At 33.7% G+C, this 24,717-nt stretch carries 20 protein-coding genes and 4 tRNA genes; 2 read left to right on the top strand and 22 right to left on the bottom strand.

Annotated elements, in window-relative coordinates:
• Positions 1 to 81: 81 nt before the first annotated feature.
• The gene (locus AB3G39_RS05955; protein ID WP_367754840.1) at positions 82 to 1,035 is read right to left on the bottom strand and encodes an AAA family ATPase; all 954 of its coding nucleotides are present in this window, start codon (positions 1,033 to 1,035) and stop codon (positions 82 to 84) included.
• An 80-nt stretch (positions 1,036 to 1,115) separates the two neighbouring features.
• The gene (locus AB3G39_RS05950) at positions 1,116 to 2,549 is read right to left on the bottom strand and encodes a peptidylprolyl isomerase (RefSeq protein ID WP_367771737.1); all 1,434 of its coding nucleotides are present in this window, start codon (positions 2,547 to 2,549) and stop codon (positions 1,116 to 1,118) included.
• A gap of 368 nt (positions 2,550 to 2,917) precedes the next feature.
• On the opposite strand from AB3G39_RS05950, the gene AB3G39_RS05945 reads away from it, so the two are divergent.
• Positions 2,918 to 4,507, top strand: a complete 1,590-nt coding sequence (locus AB3G39_RS05945; RefSeq protein ID WP_367771740.1) for a peptide chain release factor 3 — start codon at positions 2,918 to 2,920, stop codon at positions 4,505 to 4,507.
• Positions 4,508 to 4,586: 79 nt separating this feature from the next.
• Here AB3G39_RS05945 and AB3G39_RS05940 read toward each other — a convergent pair whose 3' ends face one another.
• The 20 genes from AB3G39_RS05940 to AB3G39_RS05845 form a co-directional block, all read right to left on the bottom strand.
• Positions 4,587 to 4,934, bottom strand: coding sequence for a hypothetical protein (locus tag AB3G39_RS05940; RefSeq protein WP_367754848.1), 348 nt, complete (start codon positions 4,932 to 4,934; stop codon positions 4,587 to 4,589).
• 268 nt (positions 4,935 to 5,202) lie between these two features.
• A complete protein-coding gene (locus tag AB3G39_RS05935) occupies positions 5,203 to 5,514 on the bottom strand; it encodes a DUF3467 domain-containing protein (RefSeq protein WP_331578288.1) in 312 nt (103 codons plus the stop codon).
• A 3-nt stretch (positions 5,515 to 5,517) separates the two neighbouring features.
• Positions 5,518 to 9,828, bottom strand: a complete 4,311-nt coding sequence (gene rpoC / locus AB3G39_RS05930; RefSeq protein WP_367754850.1) for a DNA-directed RNA polymerase subunit beta' — start codon at positions 9,826 to 9,828, stop codon at positions 5,518 to 5,520.
• A gap of 258 nt (positions 9,829 to 10,086) precedes the next feature.
• On the bottom strand, positions 10,087 to 13,899 hold the full coding sequence (gene rpoB / locus AB3G39_RS05925; RefSeq protein ID WP_367771745.1) for a DNA-directed RNA polymerase subunit beta: 3,813 nt from the start codon (positions 13,897 to 13,899) through the stop codon (positions 10,087 to 10,089).
• A 275-nt stretch (positions 13,900 to 14,174) separates the two neighbouring features.
• Entirely contained in the window at positions 14,175 to 14,543 is a 369-nt protein-coding gene (rplL, locus tag AB3G39_RS05920; protein ID WP_026708579.1) for a 50S ribosomal protein L7/L12, read from the bottom strand.
• A gap of 92 nt (positions 14,544 to 14,635) precedes the next feature.
• The gene (rplJ, locus tag AB3G39_RS05915; RefSeq protein ID WP_367754854.1) at positions 14,636 to 15,139 is read right to left on the bottom strand and encodes a 50S ribosomal protein L10; all 504 of its coding nucleotides are present in this window, start codon (positions 15,137 to 15,139) and stop codon (positions 14,636 to 14,638) included.
• A 22-nt stretch (positions 15,140 to 15,161) separates the two neighbouring features.
• Positions 15,162 to 15,851: a 50S ribosomal protein L1 gene (gene rplA, locus AB3G39_RS05910; RefSeq protein WP_367754857.1), complete on the bottom strand. Its 690-nt coding sequence runs from the start codon at positions 15,849 to 15,851 to the stop codon at positions 15,162 to 15,164.
• 13 nt (positions 15,852 to 15,864) lie between these two features.
• Positions 15,865 to 16,302, bottom strand: coding sequence for a 50S ribosomal protein L11 (rplK, locus tag AB3G39_RS05905; protein WP_367754859.1), 438 nt, complete (start codon positions 16,300 to 16,302; stop codon positions 15,865 to 15,867).
• A gap of 70 nt (positions 16,303 to 16,372) precedes the next feature.
• Entirely contained in the window at positions 16,373 to 16,924 is a 552-nt protein-coding gene (gene nusG / locus AB3G39_RS05900) for a transcription termination/antitermination protein NusG (RefSeq protein ID WP_367754861.1), read from the bottom strand.
• Between the two features lie 8 nt (positions 16,925 to 16,932).
• Positions 16,933 to 17,130: a preprotein translocase subunit SecE gene (gene secE / locus AB3G39_RS05895; protein ID WP_367754863.1), complete on the bottom strand. Its 198-nt coding sequence runs from the start codon at positions 17,128 to 17,130 to the stop codon at positions 16,933 to 16,935.
• A 19-nt stretch (positions 17,131 to 17,149) separates the two neighbouring features.
• Positions 17,150 to 17,220, bottom strand: a tRNA-Trp gene (locus tag AB3G39_RS05890).
• A gap of 54 nt (positions 17,221 to 17,274) precedes the next feature.
• A complete protein-coding gene (gene tuf, locus AB3G39_RS05885) occupies positions 17,275 to 18,459 on the bottom strand; it encodes an elongation factor Tu (protein ID WP_367754865.1) in 1,185 nt (394 codons plus the stop codon).
• 53 nt (positions 18,460 to 18,512) lie between these two features.
• Positions 18,513 to 18,584, bottom strand: a tRNA-Thr gene (locus AB3G39_RS05880).
• Between the two features lie 36 nt (positions 18,585 to 18,620).
• Positions 18,621 to 18,701: transfer RNA gene (locus AB3G39_RS05875), tRNA-Tyr, on the bottom strand.
• Between the two features lie 55 nt (positions 18,702 to 18,756).
• A tRNA-Thr gene (locus AB3G39_RS05870) sits at positions 18,757 to 18,830 on the bottom strand.
• Positions 18,831 to 18,922: 92 nt separating this feature from the next.
• The gene (gene hpf / locus AB3G39_RS05865) at positions 18,923 to 19,225 is read right to left on the bottom strand and encodes a ribosome hibernation-promoting factor, HPF/YfiA family (protein ID WP_367757973.1); all 303 of its coding nucleotides are present in this window, start codon (positions 19,223 to 19,225) and stop codon (positions 18,923 to 18,925) included.
• Positions 19,226 to 19,261: 36 nt separating this feature from the next.
• Positions 19,262 to 20,155 (bottom strand): tyrosine-type recombinase/integrase, encoded by an 894-nt coding sequence (locus tag AB3G39_RS05860; protein ID WP_369766227.1) that lies wholly within the window; start codon positions 20,153 to 20,155, stop codon positions 19,262 to 19,264.
• Between the two features lie 80 nt (positions 20,156 to 20,235).
• Complete coding sequence (rpsU, locus tag AB3G39_RS05855) at positions 20,236 to 20,430, bottom strand: 30S ribosomal protein S21 (protein WP_007137807.1); 195 nt, start codon at positions 20,428 to 20,430, stop codon at positions 20,236 to 20,238.
• A gap of 258 nt (positions 20,431 to 20,688) precedes the next feature.
• Complete coding sequence (locus AB3G39_RS05850; RefSeq protein WP_369766226.1) at positions 20,689 to 21,858, bottom strand: acyl-CoA dehydrogenase family protein; 1,170 nt, start codon at positions 21,856 to 21,858, stop codon at positions 20,689 to 20,691.
• Between the two features lie 192 nt (positions 21,859 to 22,050).
• Positions 22,051 to 22,947: a ComEA family DNA-binding protein gene (locus tag AB3G39_RS05845; RefSeq protein ID WP_369766225.1), complete on the bottom strand. Its 897-nt coding sequence runs from the start codon at positions 22,945 to 22,947 to the stop codon at positions 22,051 to 22,053.
• A gap of 311 nt (positions 22,948 to 23,258) precedes the next feature.
• Here AB3G39_RS05845 and AB3G39_RS05840 point away from each other — a divergent pair, with 311 nt between their 5' ends.
• Positions 23,259 to 24,710: an amino acid permease gene (locus AB3G39_RS05840; RefSeq protein ID WP_367754873.1), complete on the top strand. Its 1,452-nt coding sequence runs from the start codon at positions 23,259 to 23,261 to the stop codon at positions 24,708 to 24,710.
• Positions 24,711 to 24,717: the final 7 nt, after the last annotated feature.

Raw genomic sequence — 24,717 nt, 5'->3', positions numbered from 1 at the left:
AAAAAGCAAAAATCACACTCAACAAGAAAACGTTGTAGTTCTATTCAAAACCCAACTACAAACCAGCTAATAAATTTCATTTTAAAGTAACTTTGAGATTATAATCTCTTCAGTTATCCCCTCAGCATCTGCTTTGTAATTCTTGATAATTCTATGGCGAAGTATGCCAATTGCCACGGCTTTGACATCTTCAATATCTGGCGAAAATTTACCGTTGAAAGCGGCATGAGCTTTGGCAGCTAAAATTAAATTTTGTGATGCCCTAGGTCCTGCACCCCAATCTAAATAATTTTTAACAAACCCATCAGACAAAGCATTATCAGGACGTGTTTTACAAACCAAACTTACTGCATATTCAACAACATTATCGGCAACTGGTATTCTACGTATCAAATGCTGAAAGTCTATTATTTCTTGAGCCGTAAAAAGAGGATTAATACTTGAACTCACATCAGAAGTAGTTCTTTTAACCACTTCTACCTCTTCATCAAATGAAGGATATTCTAATTTTATAGCAAACATAAAGCGGTCTAACTGCGCTTCTGGCAACGGATAAGTTCCCTCTTGCTCAATAGGGTTTTGTGTAGCTAAAACGAAATAAGGCAGATCCAGTTTGTAATTCTCACCTGCTATTGTAACAGAACGCTCTTGCATCGCTTCTAATAAAGCGGCTTGTGTTTTAGGAGGTGTTCTATTGATTTCATCCGCAAGAATGATATTCGAAAAAATAGGTCCTTTTATAAATTTAAATTGGCGATTTTCATCTAATATTTCACTACCTAAAATATCGGAAGGCATCAAATCTGGTGTAAATTGTATTCTTTTAAAATGAAGCCCTAAAGCTTGAGCCAGTGTATTTACTAACAATGTTTTTGCTAATCCTGGAACACCAACTAAAAGAGCATGACCTCCAGAAAAAATACAGAGTAAAATTTGATCTACTACTGCATCTTGACCCACTATTATTTTGGCGATTTCGTTTTTAAGATCGTTCCGTTTCTGTACTAAATTATGTATTGCTGCTACATCAGACATTTATAAACCTATTTAAATTAAAAAAGAGTTAACGCTATGAAAATCCATAAAGCTAACTCTTTTTATTTATTTTATAAAAATTATTTTTTCTTCAACCAGTTATTGGTAAAATCACAATCTCTGTATTCACCAAGAACCTTAATATACGTTTCATTTATTTTCTCATCAAACCATTTTCCAACAGCTTTAATTTGTTTTTCTTTTAAAGCCAACTCTTTTATTTTAAGATAATCGGTGGCATAATCCGCAACATGTTCGTTGATTCTATTTGTCACAGTAATAAGCTTAAAACTTTTTTTACCGTTTTCATCCGTATCCAATATAGGTTGTGAAATCGCATCATCTTTTAAATTTGAAACTTGACCATACAGACTAGGATCCATTTTTGTCAATTCGAAACGCGTATCTTGCGTTTTTGGATTAATCAAAACACCACCATTTGCTTTAGTTTCCTTTTGATCAGATTCTGTTCTAGCCGCTTCTGCAAAAGTTATTTTTTTATCTACAATTTTACTTCTAATTAAACTTATCTTCTCTTTAGCTTCATTAATAGCTTCGTCAGAAACTGTTGGCGTCAATAATATATGGCGTAATTCAATTTCTTGTCCTTTAATTTTCTCTATGTATATAATATGAAACCCGTAAATAGTTTCAAACGGAGCCGATATCTCCCCTTCTTGCAAACTAAAAGCAACATCCTTAAATTCTTTAATAAAAGCTGTTTTTCTATTCATTTTATAATAACCTCCATTTGTAGCTGACCCAGGATCTTTAGAGTATAAAACTGCTTTAGTTGCAAAACTAGAACCTTCTTCTACTTCTTTCTTAAACCCATTAAGTTTATCAATTACTTTTTGTTTTTCAGCATCCGAAACTTTAGGAGTAATTACGATTTGCGCTACTTCCATTTCTGCACCAAAAAGAGGCAATTCATCCTTAGGTATTTTTTTGAAAAAATTACGAACTTCTTCTGGTGTAATTTCAACTCCTTCAACAATCTTTTTTGTCATTTCAGAAGTTAATTTTTGCTCTTTCAAAATATCAAAAAAGTAACTTTTAAACTCCTCTTCTGAATTTTTTTTATAGTATTTTACTACTTTTTCAAGAGATCCAATTTGACCTACCATATAGGCTAATCTATCTTCCAACATCCCTTTTACTTCAGCATCAGTTACTTTAATACTATCCTGAATTGCTTGATGCGCATACAGTTTGTCTTCCATTAGTTTTCCTAACATCTGACATCTTGTTATATCTTTAATTGAACCTCCTTGACTTGAAATTTCTAAATACGATTTATCAATATCTGAATCCAATATAATATAATCCCCTACAGTAGCAACTACACCGTCTATTTTTTGTCTTTGATTGGATTGGATTTTCTTAACAGGAACAATAACACTGTCTTTAATTATCTCTTGAGCTCTTGAAATTGTACTTGAAAATAGTAAAAGAAAAAAAACAAGCGCAATTTTATTATTTATGGACTTCATTTGTAATTTATTTAATAGCATTATTTGAAATTTATATTACGGCAAAGGATTCTGTTCCTCAATTCTTCAAAATTTATTTATAGAAGTCTTTACTTTCGCGACCAAATATACGCTATAAGTATCAAGAAATAAAAATGTTCTTACAAACCTTTTCCCATAATTAAAACGAACAAAAATAACAATTCAATTACATAATACAAGTTTCCACTCTACTATTAACAAAATTTTATAGGAGCATTATTCTTTATTAGAAGTACTGCATTAATAGTCCTTTTAACTTATTGAAATCGAGTTTGCAATAATTATAAATGAGGCTATTCTAAAAGAGAGCCTCATTTTTTTTTATTAGCATTTATAAATAGTACTTTTGCAAACTATTTACAGTAAATATGAGCTTTTTAAAAGAAATACAAAGAAGAAGAACTTTCGGAATTATCTCGCATCCCGATGCAGGTAAAACAACACTAACAGAAAAATTGTTGCTTTTTGGAGGAGCAATTCAAGAAGCTGGTGCAGTAAAAAACAATAAAATTAAAAAAGGAGCTACGAGTGATTTCATGGAAATTGAGCGTCAGAGAGGAATTTCGGTTTCTACCTCTGTTTTGGCTTTTAATTACCAAGATAAAAAAATCAATATTCTTGATACTCCTGGGCATAAAGATTTTGCCGAAGATACTTTTAGAACTTTAACCGCTGTTGACAGTGTTATCGTTGTAATTGACGTAGCAAAAGGGGTTGAAGAACAAACAGAAAAATTAGTCGCAGTTTGTAGAATGCGAAAAATTCCTATCATCGTTTTTATTAATAAAATGGACCGTGAGGGAAAAGATGCTTTTGACTTGATGGATGAAGTGGAACAAAAATTAGGACTTACTGTCACACCTCTTAGTTTTCCAATAGGAATGGGGTATGACTTTCAAGGTATTTATAATTTATGGGAACAAAACATCAATTTATTTAGCGGAGACAATCGTAAAAATATTGAAGAAACAATCGCTTTTTCTGATGTTCAAAACCCTGAATTAGAAAAAATAATAGGTCAAAAACCTGCAAATACTTTACGTGAAGAACTAGAATTGATTGATGAAGTTTATCCAAAATTTGATCGTCAAGACTATTTAGACGGTAAACTACAACCCGTGTTTTTTGGATCGGCATTGAACAATTTCGGGGTAAGAGAATTACTAGATTGTTTTGTTGCTATTGCACCTTCACCTAGACCAAAAGAATCCGAAACAAGATTAGTAGATCCAAAAGAAGAAAAAATGTCTGGTTTTGTATTTAAAATCCATGCAAATATGGATCCAAAACACAGAGACCGTCTTGCTTTTATAAAAATTGTTTCTGGAACATTTGAAAGAAACAAACCCTATTATCATGTACGTCAGAAAAAGAATTTAAAATTCTCAAGTCCAAATGCTTTTTTTGCAGAAAAGAAAGAAATTGTAGACATCTCTTATCCTGGAGATATTGTAGGTCTTCACGATACAGGAAATTTCAAAATTGGCGACACTTTAACCGAAGGAGAAATCATGAGCTTTAAAGGAATCCCTAGTTTCTCTCCAGAGCATTTTAGATACATTAATAATGCAGATCCAATGAAAGCAAAACAACTGGATAAAGGTATCGATCAATTGATGGATGAAGGGGTTGCACAGTTGTTCACACTTGAAATGAATAACCGTAAAATCATTGGAACTGTAGGTGCACTTCAGTATGAAGTAATCCAATACCGACTAGAACATGAATATGGTGCTAAATGTACTTATGAAAACTTTCCTGTACACAAAGCATGTTGGGTAAAACCAGATGATGCTAAAAACAATGAGTTTAAAGAATTTAAAAGAATCAAACAGAAATTCTTAGCGCACGATAAATACGGACAATTAGTCTTTCTAGCTGATTCCGACTTTACAATCCAAATGACTCAAAACAAATACCCAAGTGTAAAATTATTCTTTACATCAGAATTTGAATAAGGTTATAAAAAATACAAGAACAAAAAAAAACGCTAATTCACATTAGCGTTTTTTTTATCCCTTTTAAATTTTATTTTGTTTATGCTAAAGCACTTTCAAAATTCACTGCTTTTTTCAAGAAAGCTTTAATCAATAAACGATTAGGTGCCAACCCAGAAGTCATAATTTGTTTTTTTGTATTTATACCCTCAGTAGATATTGTACTGTTTGGATCTTGTTTTGAACCCATGAACCAAAGAACAAATTCCATATTAGCTGCTTTGTTATTTTCTTGTTTAACCTCATTAGTAGATTCTGTAGTATTTGATACTAAAGAATTAACAATTTGAGTTTGAGAAAATGAAACATTAGACAACAAAATAAAAGCAAACATTAAAAATAATGTTATTGAATTTCTCTTGTTATTTATAGCTACTGAATTGATCATAATTTTTGTTTTTCAATAAGGATTATTAATTTATCTCCTTATTCTTTAGCAAAAATACAACCGCATTAGACTTTTAAAAAATATTTCCGATGAACACCACTTAAACTCGTTAACTAACAAAAGAACAGTTTAAACGCTAATATGTACGTTCACTGACCTACTAATTTTCACATTAACAACAAATATTTACTACTTACTACGAATATCCCATTTGCAATAATAAGATATAACAAAAAAGGCTCCATAAAAATGGAGCCTTTAATAAAAATTATGCTTGTCCTGCAGGACCAAAATTCAGCGGTATTGGAGGTTGTTCAGTATCTTTAATCTCACCATGGGCAAGTTCAAAACGATGAATATTTTCTCCAATTGCTTTCAACAATCTTTTGGCATGCTGCGGAGTCAAAACTATTCTTGACTTTACTTTAGCTTTAGGAATACCAGGCATGATACTTACAAAATCGAGAACAAACTCTGAAGATGAATGATTAATTATTGCTAAATTGGAATAAATTCCTTCAGCAGTTTTTTCATCCAACTCTATATTAATTTGTTCCTGTTGTTGTTTAGAATTACTCATATCTTAATAAATATATTCCTCTTTATTAGCCATCATATCATTATAATCTTCTTTTGATCCTACTATCGTGTGATCGTATTCTCTCATACCAGTTCCGGCAGGGATTCTATGACCAACAATAACATTTTCTTTCAATCCTTCTAAATAATCAATTTTACCCGCAACAGCAGCTTCGTTTAATACTTTAGTTGTTTCTTGGAAAGAAGCAGCAGAAATAAATGATTTTGTTTGTAATGACGCTCTCGTAATACCTTGTAAAACTGGAGTACCAGTAGCAGTAATAACATCGCGTGCTACAACAATATTTTTATCATTACGTTTTAAAAGTGAATTTTCATCACGTAATTCACGAGGCGTTATAATTTGACCTTCTTTTAGGTTAGTCGAATCACCAGCTTCTTCAACAACTTTCATACCATAAAGCTTATCATTTTGAACGATAAAATCTTTAGTATGAATCAATTGATCTTCTAAGAATAAAGTATCTCCAGGATCTTGAACTCTCACTTTACGCATCATTTGACGTATTACTACTTCAAAGTGCTTGTCGTTAATTTTCACCCCTTGTAAACGGTATACTTCTTGAATTTCATTAACCAAATACTGTTGAACAGCAGCAGGTCCTTTAATTCTTAAGATATCATCTGGTGTGATTGCTCCATCAGATAAAGGTACACCAGCTCTTACGAAGTCATTTTCTTGAACAAGAATTTGACTTGAAAGTTTTACTAAGTACTTTCTGATGTCACCAAATTTAGATTCGATAACAATCTCACGGTTACCTCTTTTGATTTTTCCAAAAGAAACAACACCATCAATTTCAGAAACTACAGCTGGATTAGATGGATTACGAGCTTCTAACAACTCTGTAATTCTTGGTAAACCTCCTGTAATATCTCCTGATTTAGAAGAACGACGTGGAATTTTAACCAATACTTTACCTGCTTTAATTTTCTCCCCATTTTCAACCATTAAGTGGGCACCTACTGGTAAGTTGTAAGAACGAATCAATTCACCTTCTTTACCGTAAACCAATAAAGTAGGTATTAATTTTTTAGCTCTTGACTCAGAAATTACTTTTTCTTGGAAACCCGTTTGCTCATCAATTTCAACCATAAATGATTGACCTTGCTCTAAATCTTCGTAAGCAATTTTACCCGTGAATTCCGAAACAATAACTCCATTATATGGATCCCATTTACAGATTACATCTCCTTTTGCAACGGATTGACCGTCTTTTACAAAAATACTTGAACCGTAAGGGATATTATGAGTATTTAATAAAATACCTGTTTTTTCGTCAATTAATTTTAATTCAGTTGAACGAGAAACTACGATATCAACTGCATTACCATCATTGTCTTCACCTTTAACAGTTTTTAAATCTTCAATTTCTAGTTTACCGTTAAATTTAGTAACGATGCTAGATTCTTCAGAAATACCACCCGCAACCCCTCCAACGTGGAAAGTACGTAATGTCAGCTGTGTACCTGGTTCTCCAATAGATTGTGCTGCAATTACACCAACTGCCTCACCTCTTTGTGTCATTTTACCAGTAGCTAAGTTTCTACCGTAACATTTAGCACAAATACCTTTAGGAGCTTCACATACAAGAGGCGAACGAACTTCCACTTTCTCGATTGGAGAAGCTTCAATTACTTTCATTATTGCCTCAGTAATTTGTTGTCCAGATTGTACTAATACTTCATTAGTTAAAGGATTAATAACATCTTGCAATGCAACACGCCCTAAAATTCTTTCTCCTAATGATTCAACAATTTCTTCATTCTTTTTCAATGCTGAAACTTCAACACCTCTTAATGTTCCACAATCTTCGATGTTAACAATAACATCTTGAGAAACATCATGCAATCTTCTTGTTAAATATCCTGCATCCGCCGTTTTCAAGGCAGTATCCGCAAGACCTTTACGCGCACCGTGAGTAGAGATAAAATACTCAAGGATAGAAAGACCTTCTTTAAAGTTAGACAAAATCGGGTTTTCAATAATTTCCCCACCACCAGCAGTCGATTTTTTAGGCTTAGCCATCAAACCACGCATACCAGTTAACTGACGAATTTGTTCTTTGGAACCCCTTGCTCCAGAATCAAGCATCATATACACTGAGTTGAAACCTTGTTGGTCTTCTCTAATGTTTTTCATTGCTAATTCAGTAAGCTGAGCATTTGCAGAAGTCCATACATCAATAACTTGGTTGTAACGTTCGTTATTTGTAATAAGACCCATGTTATAATTAGCAGAGATACCTTCAACTTGCTCTCTAGCATCTGCAATTAATTTTGGTTTTTGCTCTGGAATTCTAATATCACCTAATGAGAATGATAATCCTCCTCTAAAGGCGAATTTATACCCCATATCTTTCATATTATCCAAGAAAGCTGCTGTTTCAGGTACACTAGTCGCGTTTAATACGTGACCAATAATATCTCTAAGGTTTTTCTTAGTTAATACATCATTGATATAACCTGCTGCTTCTGGTACTACTTCATTAAATAATACACGACCCGCAGTAGTTTGAATGATTTTATATACTAATTCTCCAGCATCATTAAAATCTTTAGCTCTAATTCTAACACGAGCATTCAATTCTAATTTACCTTCGTTTAATGCAATATTTACTTCTTCAGCAGAATAGAAAGTCAAATCTTGACCTAAAATAATGTGTTCAGGAGTTGAGATACGTTCTTTGGTCATATAATATAGACCCAAAACCATATCCTGAGAAGGTACAGTAATTGGCGCACCATTTGCAGGATTCAGAATGTTATGAGAAGCCAACATTAATAATTGTGCTTCAAGAATAGCTTCTGGTCCTAACGGCAAGTGAACTGCCATTTGATCCCCATCAAAATCCGCATTAAATGCAGTACAAACTAAAGGGTGCAATTGGATTGCTTTTCCTTCAATTAATTTTGGTTGGAACGCTTGTATACCTAATCTGTGCAAAGTAGGAGCACGATTCAGTAATATTGGGTGACCTTTAATTACATTTTCAAGGATATCCCAAACTACTGGCTCTTTCTTATCTATTATTTTCTTAGCTGATTTTACAGTTTTAACAATACCTCTTTCTATCAATTTACGGATAACAAAAGGTTTGTATAGTTCAGCTGCCATATCTTTAGGGATACCACATTCGAACAATTTCAATTCAGGTCCAACAACAATTACCGAACGAGCAGAATAATCCACACGTTTTCCAAGTAAGTTTTGACGGAAACGTCCTTGCTTACCTTTAAGGGAATCAGATAATGATTTTAATGGTCTGTTAGATTCTGTTTTAACAGCAGATGCTTTTCTAGTATTGTCAAATAATGAATCTACTGATTCTTGCAACATACGTTTCTCGTTTCTTAAGATCACTTCTGGAGCTTTAATCTCCATTAATCTTTTCAAACGGTTGTTACGTATAATTACACGACGGTATAAATCATTTAAATCTGAAGTTGCAAAACGACCTCCATCAAGTGGCACAAGTGGACGTAATTCTGGTGGAATAACAGGAACTACTTTCATAATCATCCATTCTGGACGATTCTCACGGTTCAAGTTAGATTCACGGAAAGACTCAACTACTTGTAATCTTTTTAATGCTTCTGTTTTACGTTGTTTAGACGTTTCATTGTTAGCACTATGTCTTAATTGGTAAGATAACTCATCCAGATCAATACGAGCTAATAAGTCCATAATACATTCAGCTCCCATTTTGGCAACGAATTTATTAGGATCGAAATCATCTAAATACTGATTATCAGCAGGAAGTGTATCTAAGATATTCAAATATTCTTCTTCTGTTAAGAAGTCTAATCTTTGAACTGATTCACCTTCTGCATTTTTAGCAATACCAGCTTGGATTACTACGTATCTTTCGTAGTAGATAATCATATCTAATTTCTTAGATGGAAGACCAAGGATATAACCAATTTTATTTGGAAGAGAACGGAAATACCAAATATGAGCAATTGGCACAACAAGGTTGATGTGACCTACTCTATCTCTACGTACTTTTTTCTCAGTAACTTCAACACCACAACGGTCACAGATGATCCCTTTATAACGAATTCTTTTGTACTTTCCACAAGCACATTCAAAATCCTTAACAGGTCCAAATATTCTTTCACAAAAAAGACCGTCACGCTCTGGTTTGTGTGTACGGTAGTTGATTGTTTCTGGTTTCAAAACTTCACCTCTAGACTCTTTCAAGATAGATTCTGGAGAAGCAAGACCAATTGATATTTTATTGAACCTTTTTACAGGGTTCTTATCTTTATTATTATTTCTATTATTCATCATAGTTTTTACTATTGATTTAATTGCAATTAAAAATTGATTCTAGTAAAGGACTTCATGTCTTTACTACTCCGGATTACTTCTCAAAACTTTAAACTTGTTATTTAAAGCGCTAGTTACACAAATAGCAATCTGCATAAAAAATCGGAACGGTTTACGGCTCTAAATCCTAAAAACTTATTAAAAAAAGTGTTCAGTATTCAGCTTTAAGTGTTCAGTTTATCACTGATTACTAAAAACTGAACACTGAATACTAAAATATTATTCTTCTAATCTAATGTCTAACCCAAGACCTTTCAATTCATGCATTAATACATTGAATGATTCAGGTAATCCTGGTTCTGGCATAGACTCTCCTTTTACGATAGCTTCGTAAGTTTTAGCTCTACCAATTACATCATCAGACTTCACTGTCAAGATTTCTCTAAGTGTACTTGACGCTCCATAAGCCTCAAGTGCCCAAACCTCCATCTCTCCAAAACGTTGACCTCCAAATTGAGCTTTACCTCCAAGTGGTTGTTGTGTAATCAACGAGTATGGTCCGATAGAACGTGCGTGCATCTTATCATCAACCATGTGTCCTAATTTTAACATATAGATCACACCTACAGTTGCTGCTTGATGGAAACGCTCTCCAGTACCACCATCATAAAGGTGTGTATGTCCAAAACGTGGCACTCCAGCTTCGTCAGTCAATTCATTAATTTGGTCAAGAGAAGCACCATCAAAAATTGGAGTAGCAAATTTTCTACCTAAGTTTTGTCCAGCCCAACCTAATACCGTTTCATAAATTTGACCGATGTTCATACGTGAAGGTACCCCAAGTGGATTCAACACAATATCAACTGGCGTTCCGTCTTCAAGGAAAGGCATATCTTCATGACGAACAATACGAGCAACAATACCTTTGTTACCGTGACGTCCAGCCATTTTATCCCCTACTTTCAACTTACGTTTTTTGGCAATATATACTTTAGCTAATTTCAAGATTCCTGCTGGCAATTCATCTCCAACAGTAATAGTGAATTTCTCTCTTCTTAATGCACCTTGTAAATCATTCAACTTAATTTTATAGTTATGAATTAATTCATTCACCATTTTATTAGTTGAGTCATCCGCAACCCATTGACCTTTGCTTAAGTGAGCAAAATCTTCAACAGCATAAAGCATTTTTTGAGTATATTTTTTACCTTTTGGTAAAACTTCTTCACCCAAATCATTCATTACACCTTGAGATGTTTTACCATTAACGATTAAGAAAAGTTTTTCAACTAATTTGTCTTTTAATTCAACAAATTTAGTTTCGAATTCCATTTCTAAAGCGCCTAAAGCATCTTTATCTTGAGTACGTTTGCGTTTATCTTTTACTGCTCTTGCAAATAATTTTTTATCTAAAACAACACCATGTAAAGAAGGAGAAGCTTTTAATGAAGCATCTTTTACATCACCTGCTTTATCCCCGAAGATTGCACGAAGCAATTTCTCTTCTGGAGTAGGATCTGATTCCCCTTTTGGAGTAATTTTACCAATAAGAATATCACCAGGTTTAACCTCGGCACCAATTCTAATCATACCATTTTCATCCAAGTCTTTAGTAGCCTCTTCAGAAACGTTTGGTATATCATTTGTCAATTCTTCGTTACCTAATTTAGTATCTCTAACTTCTAATGAATAATCATCAACGTGAATAGAGGTAAAAATATCGTCACGAACTACTTTTTCAGAAATTACAATCGCATCCTCAAAGTTGTATCCTTTCCATGGCATAAACGCCACTTTCAAGTTACGACCTAAAGCTAGCTCCCCATTTTGAGTTGCATAACCTTCTGATAATACTTGTCCAAGAACTACTCTATCCCCTTTTCTTACGATAGGTTTAAGGTTAATACTTGTACCTTGATTGGTTTTTCTAAATTTAATTAGATTGTATGTTTTCTCATCAGTATCAAAACTCACCATTCTTTCTTCCTCAGAACGATCGTATTTAATAGTAATAATATTAGCATCTACATATTCAATAACTCCAGGACCTTCAGCATTTATCAATACTCTAGAGTCAGAAGCTACTTGACGCTCTAAACCAGTTCCAACAATTGGAGCTTCAGGACGAATTAATGGTACGGCCTGACGCATCATGTTAGATCCCATCAAGGCTCTATTCGCATCATCATGTTCCAAGAAAGGAATCAAAGAAGCAGAGATAGAAGCAATTTGGTTAGGAGCAACGTCTGTATAATCTACTTGAGCAGGATCAATAACAGGGAAATCACCTTCTTGACGCGCAATTACGTTTTCGGCAATGATTTTTCCAGAATTGTCCATTTCAATATTCGCTTGCGCGATTAACATTCCTTCTTCTTCTTCAGCACTTAAGTAAATAGGAGTAGACTCTAAATCTACAACTCCATTAGTTACTTTACGGTAAGGTGTTTCAATGAATCCCATTCCGTTTACTTTAGCATAAACTCCAAGAGATGAAATCAAACCAATGTTTGGTCCCTCTGGTGTTTCAATAGGACATAAACGTCCGTAATGTGTATAGTGAACGTCACGAACCTCAAATCCAGCTCTTTCTCTCGAAAGTCCACCTGGTCCTAGTGCAGATAATCTTCTTTTGTGCGTTATCTCAGCTAGTGGATTCGTTTGATCCATAAATTGAGACAACTGGTTTGTTCCAAAGAAAGAGTTGATAACAGATGATAATGTTTTAGCATTAATCAAATCTATTGGTGTAAACACCTCGTTATCTCTAACGTTCATACGCTCTCTAATAGTTCTAGCCATACGCGCTAAACCAACACCGAATTGTTGCGACAATTGTTCTCCAACTGTTCTAACACGACGGTTTGATAAGTGGTCAATATCATCAATATCTGCTTTTGCATTTATTAATTCAATCAAATACTTAACGATAGTTATGATATCTTCTTTGGTAAGCACTTGCTTTTCCATTGGAATATCTAAACCAAGTTTTTTATTCATTCTATAACGACCTACTTCACCTAAGTTGTAACGTTGGTCAGAGAAGAATAATTTATCTATAATACCACGAGCAGTTTCTTCATCAGGCGGTTCTGCGTTACGCAATTGTCTGTAGATATGCTCAACAGCTTCTTTTTCAGAGTTTGTTGGATCTTTTTGTAACGTGTTATGGATGATAGCATAATCAGCTTGATTAGCATCCTCTTTATGTAACAAAATAGATTTAACGTTAGAATCAATGATTTCTTCCACATTATCTTTGTCGATAATAGTATCTCTATCAAGGATTATCTCGTTACGTTCGATAGAAACTACTTCACCAGTATCTTCATCTACGAAATCTTCATGCCATGTATTTAATACACGAGCAGCTAATTTTCTACCGATATATTTTTTAAGTCCTGTTTTAGAAACTTTAATTTCTTCAGCAAGGTCAAAAATCTCAAGGATATCCTTGTCTCTTTCGAAACCTATTGCACGGAATAAAGTAGTTACAGGTAATTTTTTCTTTCTGTCGATATAAGCATACATTACGCTATTGATATCTGTAGAAAATTCTATCCAAGATCCTTTAAAAGGAATTACTCTGGCAGAATATAATTTTGTTCCATTCGCATGAAAAGACTGTCCAAAGAAAACCCCTGGAGATCTATGTAACTGAGAAACAACAACACGTTCAGCACCATTGATTACAAAGGTACCACTTGGCGTCATATAAGGAATTGTTCCTAGATATACATCTTGAACAATTGTTTCAAAGTCTTCGTGCTCTGGATCTGTACAATACAGTTTTAACCTTGCTTTTAAAGGTACACTATGTGTCAAACCTCTTTCTATACATTCTTGAATTGTATAACGTGGTGGATCCACAAAGTAGTCAAGGAATTCCAATACAAAGTTGTTTCTTGTATCTGTAATTGGAAAATTTTCCATGAAGGTATTATAAAGTCCTTCATTGCCTCTTTCATCAGATTTAGTTTCTAATTGAAAAAAATCTTGAAAAGATTTTACCTGAACATCTAGAAAATCTGGATAGTTCGGGATATTTTTTGTAGAGGCAAAATTCAATCTTTCAGTCTGATTTGTTATCATCAATGGACAAAATTTTGATTAAAAAGTAATTTTTTGTGTATAAACAAGAATTTATTTATACTTTTCTTTTACGACCATCACATCTTTAAAAACCAATTTAAGATAACTACTTTCTTATTATCTGTTAATTTTTTTTCCTCGTAATGGGTAAAAGGAATTTAATCTGAAAATCTATTTTGCAGTAAAACAAGATAGACTTTTATTATACGAAAAATGGTTTAGGTCTTTGGGCGACTAAACCCAAGACCTAAACCTAATTCTAAACTAAGAATGAATTATTTCAATTCAACTACAGCTCCAGCTTCTTCTAACGATTTTTTAAGACCTTCAGCCTCTTCTTTAGAAACACCTTCTTTAACGTTTGATGGAGCAGAATCAACTACATCTTTAGCTTCTTTCAAACCTAAACCTGTAAGTTCTTTTACCATTTTCACAACAGCTAATTTAGAAGCACCAGCTTCTTTCAATACAACTGTGAATTCAGTTTGAGCTTCTTCAGCAGCTTCTCCACCACCTGCAGAAACTACTACAGCTGCAGCAGCTGGTTCGATTCCGTACTCATCTTTTAATATTGTTGCTAATTCGTTAACTTCTTTTACAGTTAAATTAACTAATTGTTCTGCGAATTGTTTCAAATCTGCCATTTTTTCTATCGTTTTAAAATGATTTGTAAAATTATATTTTGTTTATTGTGCGCATTGTAAATAATAAAACTGAAGGAAACCTCCTTTTTTTATTATGCTTCTTCTGTTTGCTCTTCTCCAGCAAATTTGTTTTGAAGTGCAGAGATAATTCTTTGTGCTGGTGATTGAAGTAATCCAATAAGTTCACCAAGAAGCTCTTCTTTAGATTTGATAGTTGCTAACGCATCTAATTGATCATCTCCAATATAAACTTCAGCATTAATATAAGCTCCTTTTAAAACTGGCTTAGCCGATTTTTTACGGAAGTCTTTAATTATCTTACCAGGTGCATTTGCAACATCTGAGATAAAAATAGCACTATTCCCAGTTAAAACTGTAGGCAAGTCACCATATTCATTTTCAGAAACCTCCATTGCTTTTACAAGCAAAGTGTTTTTTACCACCTCTAATTTTATACCTGCTTTAAAGCAAGCTCTTCTCAACTTTGAAGTTGTATCTGCATTTAGTCCAGAAATATCTGCTATATAAACAATATTTGTACCAGCTAACTGTGCAGTTAAATCTTCAATCGCGATTGATTTTTCTTCTCTAGTCATACTAAAAATTTTTAACTACCAATTATACTGCTTTAGGGTCAAGCGCAATAGCTGGACTCATAGTGCTTGTAAGGTAGATACTTTTGATGTAAACTCCTTTAGCCGCAGTTGGTTTAAGTTTGATTAATGTTTGAATAATTTCATGAGCATTGTCAAAAATTTGTTCAGCCCCAAAAGAAACTTTACCAATTCCTGCATGCACTATACCAGTTTTATCAACTTTGAAATCGATTTTACCAGCTTTCACCTCTTGAACAGCTTTTGCAACATCCATAGTTACAGTACCTGTTTTAGGGTTTGGCATTAAACCACGTGGTCCTAAAATACGACCTAATGGACCTAATTTACCCATAACACTTGGCATAGTGATGATAACATCAACATCTGTCCAACCATCTTTAATTTTTTGTAAATACTCGTCAAGACCTACATAGTCTGCTCCAGCTTCTTTAGCTTCCGCTTCTTTGTCTGGAGTAACTAATGCCAATACTTTAACATCTTTACCAGTTCCATGAGGCAATGTTACCACACCTCTAACCATTTGATTCGCTTTTCTTGGATCTACACCCAATCGAACTGCGATATCAACAGACTCATCAAATTTTGCAGAAGAAACAACTTTAATTAATGCCGCAGCATCTTTTAAAGTATATAGTTTGTTCTTTTCAATTTTTGAAGCAGCCTCTTTTTGCTTTTTTGTCAATTTTGCCATGTTTTTCTCTTAATTAAAAAGGAGAATCTCCTGATACAGTTATACCCATAGATCTAGCTGTTCCAGCAACCATACTCATCGCAGCTTCCATAGTGAACGCGTTTAAGTCTGGCATTTTGTCTTCAGCAATAGCTCTAATTTGTTCCCAAGTAACACTAGCTACTTTTTTACGATTAGGTTCACCTGAACCAGATTTTAGCTTTGCAGCTTCCAATAACTGAACCGCTGCTGGAGGAGTTTTAACAACAAAATCAAATGATTTGTCTTTATACACAGTAATTTGTACTGGGCATATTTTGCCGGGTTTATCTTGAGTTCTAGCATTAAATTGCTTACAAAACTCCATGATGTTTACCCCAGCAGCTCCTAAAGCAGGTCCAACCGGTGGCGACGGATTCGCAGCACCTCCCTTAACTTGTAGTTTAACTACCTTACTAATTTCTTTAGCCATTTTTTAAAAAATTTAACACTACAATCTTTGGAAGCGATTGTAATAGATATTATATGTAATGTAACAAAAATTATACTTTTTCAACTTGCATAAAACTCAATTCTAAAGGCGTTTTTCTTCCGAAAATTTTCACCATTACTTCTAGTTTACGCTTTTCTTCATTGATTTTTTCAACCGTTCCGTTAAAACCATTAAAAGGGCCATCAATAACCTTAATAGTTTCTCCCAAATTGAAAGGAATAGCACGAGTATCAGTATTAACTGCCAACTCATCTACTTTACCTAGCATTCTATTAACTTCAGAAAGTCTTAAAGGAACAGGCTCACCACCTTTAGTCTCACCCAAAAAACCAATAACACTAGTTATAGACTTAATAATATGAGGTATCTCTCCAACAAGATTTGCTTCAATCATAACATAACCAGGAAAATAAACTTTATCCTTGATTATTTTTTTTCCTTCTTTTACAGTAACTACTTTTTCAGTAGGAACTAGAACTTGAGAAACATAATCACCCATCTCTAATCTAGAGATTTCAGTTTCTATGTAAGCTTTCACTTTATTCTCTTGCCCACTTACTGCACGAACAACATACCACTTTTTTACATTATTATCTGCCATCACAAAAACTACGCTTTTATCCAGTTAAAAAATCCAGCTAATGCTTTTGCAAAAAACTCATCTACTCCCCATGTTGCCAAAGCGAATAGAACAGAAAAAATAGCAACAACAATCGTTAGACGTTGCACCTCAGCCCATGTTGGCCAAGTCATATTTGACTTTAATTCCTCAAATGCTTCTGATATGTAATTAACTACTTTTGCCATTATGATATATTTTATTTTGCACGGGCGGAGGGATTCGAACCCCCATCAACGGTTTTGGAGACCGCTATTCTACCCTTGAACTACGCCCGTATTAAAAACCAGTAACAACCTAAGCCGTTACTGGTTTAAATTTATTTTATAGAATTATGCAATTTCAGTTACCTGACCTGCACCAACTGTTCTACCACCTTCACGAATCGCAAAACGTAAACCTACGTTTAATGCAATTGGACTTAATAATTTAACATCAATTGTTAAGTTATCTCCAGGCATAACCATTTCTACACCTGTAGGCAAAGTAATGATTCCAGTTACATCCGTTGTACGTACGTAAAACTGTGGACGGTAGTTATTATGGAATGGAGTATGACGTCCACCTTCTTCTTTTTTCAAGATATAAACCTCAGCTTTGAAAGTATCATGTGGTTTAACAGAACCTGGCTTACAGATTACCATTCCTCTTTTGATATCTTCTTTTTGAATACCTCTTAAAAGGATACCCACGTTATCTCCAGCTTCACCTCTATCAAGGATTTTACGGAACATCTCAACTCCTGTAATAGTAGAAGTCAATTTTTCAGCTCCCATACCAATGATTTCAACTGGATCTCCTGTATTAGCAACTCCTGTTTCGATACGACCTGTAGCAACAGTTCCACGACCAGTGATTGAGAATACATCTTCAACAGGCATTAAGAAAGGTTTTGCAACATCTCTTACTGGCTCTTCAATCCAAGCATCAACAGCTTCCATCAATTCAAGAATTTTTGGAACCCATACTGGATCATTGTTCAATCCACCTAAAGCAGAACCTTGAACAACAGGACCATTATCTCCATCATATTCATAGAAAGACAATAAGTCTCTGATTTCCATTTCAACTAATTCTAATAATTCCTCATCATCAACCATATCCACTTTATTCATGAATACAACCATTCTAGGAATACCAACTTGACGACCTAAAAGGATATGCTCACGTGTTTGTGGCATTGGTCCATCAGTAGCAGCAACTACAAGAATAGCACCATCCATTTGAGCAGCTCCAGTAACCATGTTTTTTACGTAATCCGCGTGACCAGGACAGTCAACATGAGCGTAATGACGATTAGCAGTTTCATACTCAACGTGAGATGTATTAATTGTAATACCTCTTTCTTTTTCTTCAGGAGCATTGTCAATTTGATCAAATGATTTTGCTTGACAGTAACCTGCATCAGATAACACTTTAGTTATTGCCGCAGTTAATGTAGTTTTTCCGTGATCCACGTGCCCAATTGTTCCAATGTTTAAGTGGGGTTTGTTACGGTTAAAGGTTTCTTTTGCCATTTTACTTAATTTTTAATCTAGTTATATATTCATTTCAATTTCCTACTTACTTGAGCCAATGTCGGGAATTGAACCCGAGACCTCTTCCTTACCAAGGAAGCACTCTACCCCTGAGCTACACCGGCAGAGACTTTCATTTAGATTTATCTAATCTAAATTTGTGGGGAGAGCAGGATTCGAACCTGCGAAGTTTACACAGCAGATTTACAGTCTGCCCTCGTTGGCCGCTTGAGTATCTCCCCTCTTTTTTTATCTTAATATTACATTTAGCCAAATGCAATACTACTGCTTATTTTGAGCCGGCGGAGGGACTCGAACCCACGACCTGCTGATTACAAATCAGCTGCTCTAGCCAACTGAGCTACGCTGGCAGTTTCAATAAAAAAAGTCCGCTATTTCTAACGGACTGCAAATGTAGAGATTTTATCTCTCAATCAAAACATTTTTTAAAAAAATTTTAATATTATATATGTGCTCTTATCTTTTCTTTCCTTTTTACCAACAATCGCTCTAAGGATTCAGCCGAAAGTTCTATTGCCTCTTCGAAAGTCTTACACTGTTTTTTTACTAAAAAATCATCTCCCGGAACATTAATTTTAACCTCAACAATTTTATTTTCTTTATCACTCGTCTTTTCAACTTTTAAATAAACATCAGAAGAAACTACCTTATCGTAATACTTCTCTAATTTATCCATTCGTTCTTGAACATAATTTACTAGTTTTCCGTCAACTGCAAAGTTAACTGCATGAACATTTACCTTCATAATCATTTTTTTTAATGGTTAAACTATTTCGAATTATTATTTATTCCTTGGATGAGCGTCCTTATACACTTTTTGCAATTCTGACAAACTACTGTGCGTGTAAATTTGCGTCGAAGCCAAACTAGAATGTCCTAACAATTCTTTCACTGAATTCAAATCGGCCCCGTTATTCAATAAGTGAGTCGCAAATGTATGTCTTAAAATATGCGGGCTTTTCTTTACTTTTTCCGAGACAGTACTAAAGTAAGAATTTATTAATCGATACACAAAAGATTCATTCAATTTTAACCCTTTTTTTGTTAGAAAAAAAAAGTCTTGATCTTTAATATATTCCAAATCAGACCGCTCTTTAATATAGTGAGAAAATTGAGACTTGATAATTGGTAAAACCGGCAAAATCCTTTCTTTATTTCTTTTACCAAGCACCTTAACCGTACTGTTTTCCACATTAATATTGTTAATATTTAGATGAATCAATTCAGCCCTTCGCATTCCGGTAGTATAAAACAAATCAATAATTAACTTATTTCTAACCTCTTCAAAACCAACAGGGTTCTCAACACCACTCAACACCGCCACCACTTCTTTTTCCGAAAAAGGAATCTGTAGTGTTTTTGGGATTTTCAATGCCTTGTGTTTCAACAGAGGACTAACTTCAATTTGCTTCGTCTTTAATAGAAATTTATAAAAAGCTTTTAAAGAAGCTATTTTCCTATTGACAGTTACATTAGACAAACCACCGTTTACAAGAGAAACGATCCAGCTTCTAATTCGACCATAACCCAGATGCACAATATTTTCTTCTTCAAAGTTTATTGTATTAAATGTTTGAAAGCTCAAAACATCATTTAAATACGCATTTACAGTATGTGAAGAATACTTTTTCTCCTTCAATAAATAATCCCGAAATGCCGCAATAATAGTAACCATATATAAAAATAAAAAAACCGTTAGCATCAAAGTTATAAAACTTTAATGACTAACGGTAATTATCATGTAAAAAGAACTACTTAGTTTTCTAAGTTGTCTTTCATGTTTTGAATATAAGCTGCTTTTTGAACTTTAATTCTATTTTTTACAGAAGGCTTAATAAAAGCAGTACGAGCTCTTAATTGACGAACAGTTCCTGTTTTATCAAATTTTCTCTTATAGCGCTTTAATGCTCTATCTATATTTTCTCCGTCTTTAATTGGTATAATTAACATAATATTGACACCCCCTTTCGTTAAGTGTGCAAAAGTAATCATTAATTTGAATTACAGACCATGAATTTCAATTATTTTTTGGTGTGCCGGCAAAACACAATTCCATTCCAAGACAACATTCCGTTTGCCGTCAGGCTATCCGCTACAATCTTTTATTCCGTTACACTTCATAAAAGGATTTTCACTTCTATCCTTCACACATAAAAAAAGAGCCAATAACTAAACTGGCTCTTCTAAATCACTCTAGTTCGTTCGCTTTTATTTCACCGCTGGCTTATAATTTTGTTTGTCAATTATCATTTTTGCTAAAATCTCCTTAAGAATTTCCGAAGTTCCACCCCCAATTGGCCCTAAACGACTGTCTCTAAACATACGTGCTAAAGGATATTCTTCCATATAACCATAACCACCTAACATTTGTAAACAACTATATATTGTTTCGTCAGCTACCTTTGTAGATTTTAATTTAGCCATAGTAGCCTCCTTAACCACATATTCTCCTTTATCCAATCGAGCTACAGCAGCATAATTAAACACTTTGCAATGCTCAACATCAGTAGCATGTTCTACCAAAGTATGTCTTAAAGCTTGAAACTTATCGATTGTCCTACCAAAAGCCTCACGTTGCCCCATATATTCGATCGTATAATCAATTGCATACTCCGCTCTAGCATGACCATTTATTGCCATAATCAAACGCTCTAAAGCAAAATGCTGCATAATATAAGGAAATCCCTTCCCTTCTTCTCCCATCAAATTTTCTACAGGAATTTCAACATTATCAAATGCAATTTCCGCAGTATCTGAAGCTCTCCATCCTAATTTATCCAGTTTTACAGCGGAAACTCCTTTTAAATTACTATCCATCAAGAACATACTGATCCCTTTATTACCTAGCTCAGGACTAGTTTTGGCTGCAACCACATAATAATCTCCATAAACACCATTAGTGATGAATGTCTTAGAACCATTAATAATATATTTATCACCTTTTTTAACAGCTGTCGTGCGCATACCAGCAACATCGCTACCTCCAAAGGGCTCTGTAATACACAAAGCGCCAATTTTATCACCAGATATACTTGGCGCTAAATACTCACGTTTAATTCGCTCATCCCCTTCTGCATTCAAATGGGTCATCGCTAAATAAGAATGTGCCCACATTGCAGCCGCAAAACCTGCTGATTTAATTTTTTGAAGTTCTTCTAAAAAAATAACAGTGTAAAATAAATCTAAGTTTAATCCACCATAAACCTCAGGATAGCGTATTCCGAAAAAACCCATTTCTCCAAATTTTTTCCATATAAAACGCTCAATTGCCCCCGTTTTTTCCCATTTTTCAATATGCGGAACAACTTCTTTCTGTAAAAAATCTTTTAAACTCTCTCTAAATAATTGGTGTTCTTCTGTGAAATAATTTGAATCCATGTATTTTAATATTTTTTTTTACTTTTATAAATTGAAGTGATTGAAAAGAAAAGCAAAGGCTTTATATTTCAGACTTAAGTTTTTTTTTTGAACTACATAACTAAGATCTGATTTAATGAAAGAAAAATACGCAACAAAAACAACTATTTTGCAGTAAATTAAAAAAATTTAAACCATTTCAATTATACACTTCTAATTAAAGTCCAAATATAAGGCAATTATTTTTGCTTTTTCAACAGGAAAACCCTTAATATTTATTAAATCCTCAATATTATTAAAATTTCCATTCATACTTCGATAGATAATAATCTCTTTAGCCAAAGGATATTTAAAATAAGGAAATTGAGCCATTTCTTTCAAAGACGCATTATTTATATTCACTTTTTTCAAATTACTACCAGCAACAATTTTAAAATGGGAATCAAGATTAGCGATCACTTCAGGAGATAAACCCCAAACGTCTTTCATTTGATCCATCGAAACAAAGCCTCCAAGACTTTCTTTTAAAATCAATATCCTTTTAGAAATCACCTCGCCTATACCATAAATTTTAATCAAATCTTCTTGCGTTGCCTTATTGATATCAATTAAAACTAATTTTTCCTTCTTAGGAAAATTTACAATCGACTTGTTTTTATAATCTACATATTCTTTACGTTCCTTTTTATTGTTTACCCAATCTGGAAATTTAAAAAGTGGCGCTATACTATTCAATAACGAGTCTGATACTTGAGTAACAGCCTGAAATTGTTTTGCAGAGTTTACATATTTATTCTCTTTTCTATAAGCGAGTAATCTATCTATTTCCTGAACTGACATACCCAGTTTGTAGCCTTTATAATCAGTGATGAAATTGGGGTTAAAAAGATAGACCTTAAATAGTGTTTTAGACTTGTCCTTTTTTAAAGCATCAAATTTAGACTGTATGGAAAGCCATTTTTGCTTACCCAAGTCAGTCTCTTGAATTACATTCTCATTAAAAAAGAAAAAACCCAATTGTAAAAACAGCATTATTACAACTAAAGAAAAAATACCAGCTCGTTGATCCTTTGAAAACTCAAAATAAGACTTTATATTTTTAAAATCCATTGACAAGAAATTGATTAAAAATTATATTTTTTTAGATAAAAATCGGTCAATATTTCCCTTTAATTACTGAGCTCTAAATTTATACAATTAAACGTCAAGATGGTTCGTACTAGAAAAATAATTTGACAATTATTAGTGTCAAATTGCTAAAAAAGCAATTTTATTATTAGTAAATAATAATATTATTTCGAAATTCGAAATTAAACAAACATCAAAGTCTTTTTATTTTTAAGTAAAATTGAAAAAATTATTTTTATATTTTGTAAAAAATAATACATTTGAGCACTAATAACAATTAAACCAATAAATATATGTCAATTTGGAAAACAAAACCTCTGTCGGTTTTACTAAATGAAGCTTCAGAAGACGAAAAAGGGTTAAAAAGAACATTGTCTTCGCGATCCTTAGTAGCACTTGGAGTTGGAGCAATAATTGGTGCTGGATTATTTTCCCTAACAGGAATTGCCGCAGCAGAACACGCTGGACCAGCAGTAACTTTATCATTTATCCTTGCCGCAGTAGGATGTGCTTTTGCAGGACTTTGTTATGCTGAATTTGCTTCTATGATACCAGTTGCAGGTAGTGCTTATACGTATTCCTATGCAACAATGGGAGAATTTATGGCATGGATTATAGGATGGGATTTAGTTCTTGAATATGCTTTAGGGGCCGCCACTGTCGGGGTAAGTTGGTCACGATACTTACTTGAGTTATTAAATAAATACGGTGTTCATCTGAACCCTAAATTCATATGCTCCCCATGGGAAACATTAACACTAGGTGATGGTACGGTTGTAGACGGAGGATACATAAATCTTCCTGCTATATTAATCGTTTCTGCTCTTTCCTTGTTATTAATTAGAGGTACAAAAGAATCTGCTAATATTAATAACTTTTTAGTAGTTCTAAAAGTTATAGTAGTTATTTTATTTATTGTCTTAGGATGGCAATATATTGACCCTGCTAATTACTCTCCATACATTCCGGAGAACACAGGTGTTAAAGGACAGTTTGGTTGGTCAGGAATTGCTGCAGGAGCTGGAACCGTTTTCTTTGCTTTTATTGGTTTTGACGCTGTTTCTACCGCAGCACAAGAAGCTAAAAATCCACAAAAAGGAATGCCAATTGGAATTTTAGGATCATTAGTTATTTGTACTATCTTATATGTGTTATTTGCTCACGTAATGACAGGACTTGTTCCTTATTATAAATTTGTTGGAGATGCAAAACCTGCAGCTACAGCGTTTGCTGTTACTGGATATTCATTCCTTCAAACTGGATTAATCGTAGCTATTTTGGCTGGATACACTTCTGTAATGCTTGTGATGTTAATGGGACAAAGTCGTGTTTTCTATACCATGAGTAAAGATGGCCTATTGCCTTCTTTTTTCGGAGATATTCATAAAAAATTCCGTACTCCATGGAAAACAAACATCTTCTTTATGATCTTTGTAAGTTTATTTGCTGGTTTTGTTCCAGTAAGTGACTTAGGACATATGGTAAGTATTGGAACATTATTAGCATTTGTATTAGTTTGTATTGGTGTACTAGTAATGCGTAAAAAAATGCCAGATGCTCCAAGATCTTTCAAAACTCCATTTGTACCATATGTACCTATCGCTGGTATTCTTGTTTGTGTGTATTTAATGTACTCACTTCCTTATGAAAGCTGGTTGCGATTAGTAATATGGATGGCAATTGGTATTGGGCTTTACTTTGCCTACGGTAAGAAAAATAGTAAATTAAATAATCCAGATAAATAATATCTGG

Source organism: Flavobacterium sp. WC2416, from assembly GCF_041200095.1.
Lineage (GTDB): Bacteria > Bacteroidota > Bacteroidia > Flavobacteriales > Flavobacteriaceae > Flavobacterium.
The sequence above is the reverse complement of the archived record's forward strand: the minus strand, read 5'-3'. Positions and strand labels throughout refer to the sequence as shown.

Coding starts and splice junctions, on each gene's coding strand:
- AB3G39_RS05955 (WP_367754840.1), bottom strand. CDS start 1,035: ATGTCTGATGTAGCAGCAATACATAATTTAGTACAGAAACGGAACGAT.
- AB3G39_RS05950 (WP_367771737.1), bottom strand. CDS start 2,549: ATGCTATTAAATAAATTACAAATGAAGTCCATAAATAATAAAATTGCG.
- AB3G39_RS05945 (WP_367771740.1), top strand. CDS start 2,918: ATGAGCTTTTTAAAAGAAATACAAAGAAGAAGAACTTTCGGAATTATC.
- AB3G39_RS05940 (WP_367754848.1), bottom strand. CDS start 4,934: ATGATCAATTCAGTAGCTATAAATAACAAGAGAAATTCAATAACATTA.
- AB3G39_RS05935 (WP_331578288.1), bottom strand. CDS start 5,514: ATGAGTAATTCTAAACAACAACAGGAACAAATTAATATAGAGTTGGAT.
- rpoC (WP_367754850.1), bottom strand. CDS start 9,828: ATGATGAATAATAGAAATAATAATAAAGATAAGAACCCTGTAAAAAGG.
- rpoB (WP_367771745.1), bottom strand. CDS start 13,899: ATGATAACAAATCAGACTGAAAGATTGAATTTTGCCTCTACAAAAAAT.
- rplL (WP_026708579.1), bottom strand. CDS start 14,543: ATGGCAGATTTGAAACAATTCGCAGAACAATTAGTTAATTTAACTGTA.
- rplJ (WP_367754854.1), bottom strand. CDS start 15,139: ATGACTAGAGAAGAAAAATCAATCGCGATTGAAGATTTAACTGCACAG.
- rplA (WP_367754857.1), bottom strand. CDS start 15,851: ATGGCAAAATTGACAAAAAAGCAAAAAGAGGCTGCTTCAAAAATTGAA.
- rplK (WP_367754859.1), bottom strand. CDS start 16,302: ATGGCTAAAGAAATTAGTAAGGTAGTTAAACTACAAGTTAAGGGAGGT.
- nusG (WP_367754861.1), bottom strand. CDS start 16,924: ATGGCAGATAATAATGTAAAAAAGTGGTATGTTGTTCGTGCAGTAAGT.
- secE (WP_367754863.1), bottom strand. CDS start 17,130: ATGGCAAAAGTAGTTAATTACATATCAGAAGCATTTGAGGAATTAAAG.
- tuf (WP_367754865.1), bottom strand. CDS start 18,459: ATGGCAAAAGAAACCTTTAACCGTAACAAACCCCACTTAAACATTGGA.
- hpf (WP_367757973.1), bottom strand. CDS start 19,225: ATGAAGGTAAATGTTCATGCAGTTAACTTTGCAGTTGACGGAAAACTA.
- AB3G39_RS05860 (WP_369766227.1), bottom strand. CDS start 20,155: ATGGTTACTATTATTGCGGCATTTCGGGATTATTTATTGAAGGAGAAA.
- rpsU (WP_007137807.1), bottom strand. CDS start 20,430: ATGTTAATTATACCAATTAAAGACGGAGAAAATATAGATAGAGCATTA.
- AB3G39_RS05850 (WP_369766226.1), bottom strand. CDS start 21,858: ATGGATTCAAATTATTTCACAGAAGAACACCAATTATTTAGAGAGAGT.
- AB3G39_RS05845 (WP_369766225.1), bottom strand. CDS start 22,947: ATGGATTTTAAAAATATAAAGTCTTATTTTGAGTTTTCAAAGGATCAA.
- AB3G39_RS05840 (WP_367754873.1), top strand. CDS start 23,259: ATGTCAATTTGGAAAACAAAACCTCTGTCGGTTTTACTAAATGAAGCT.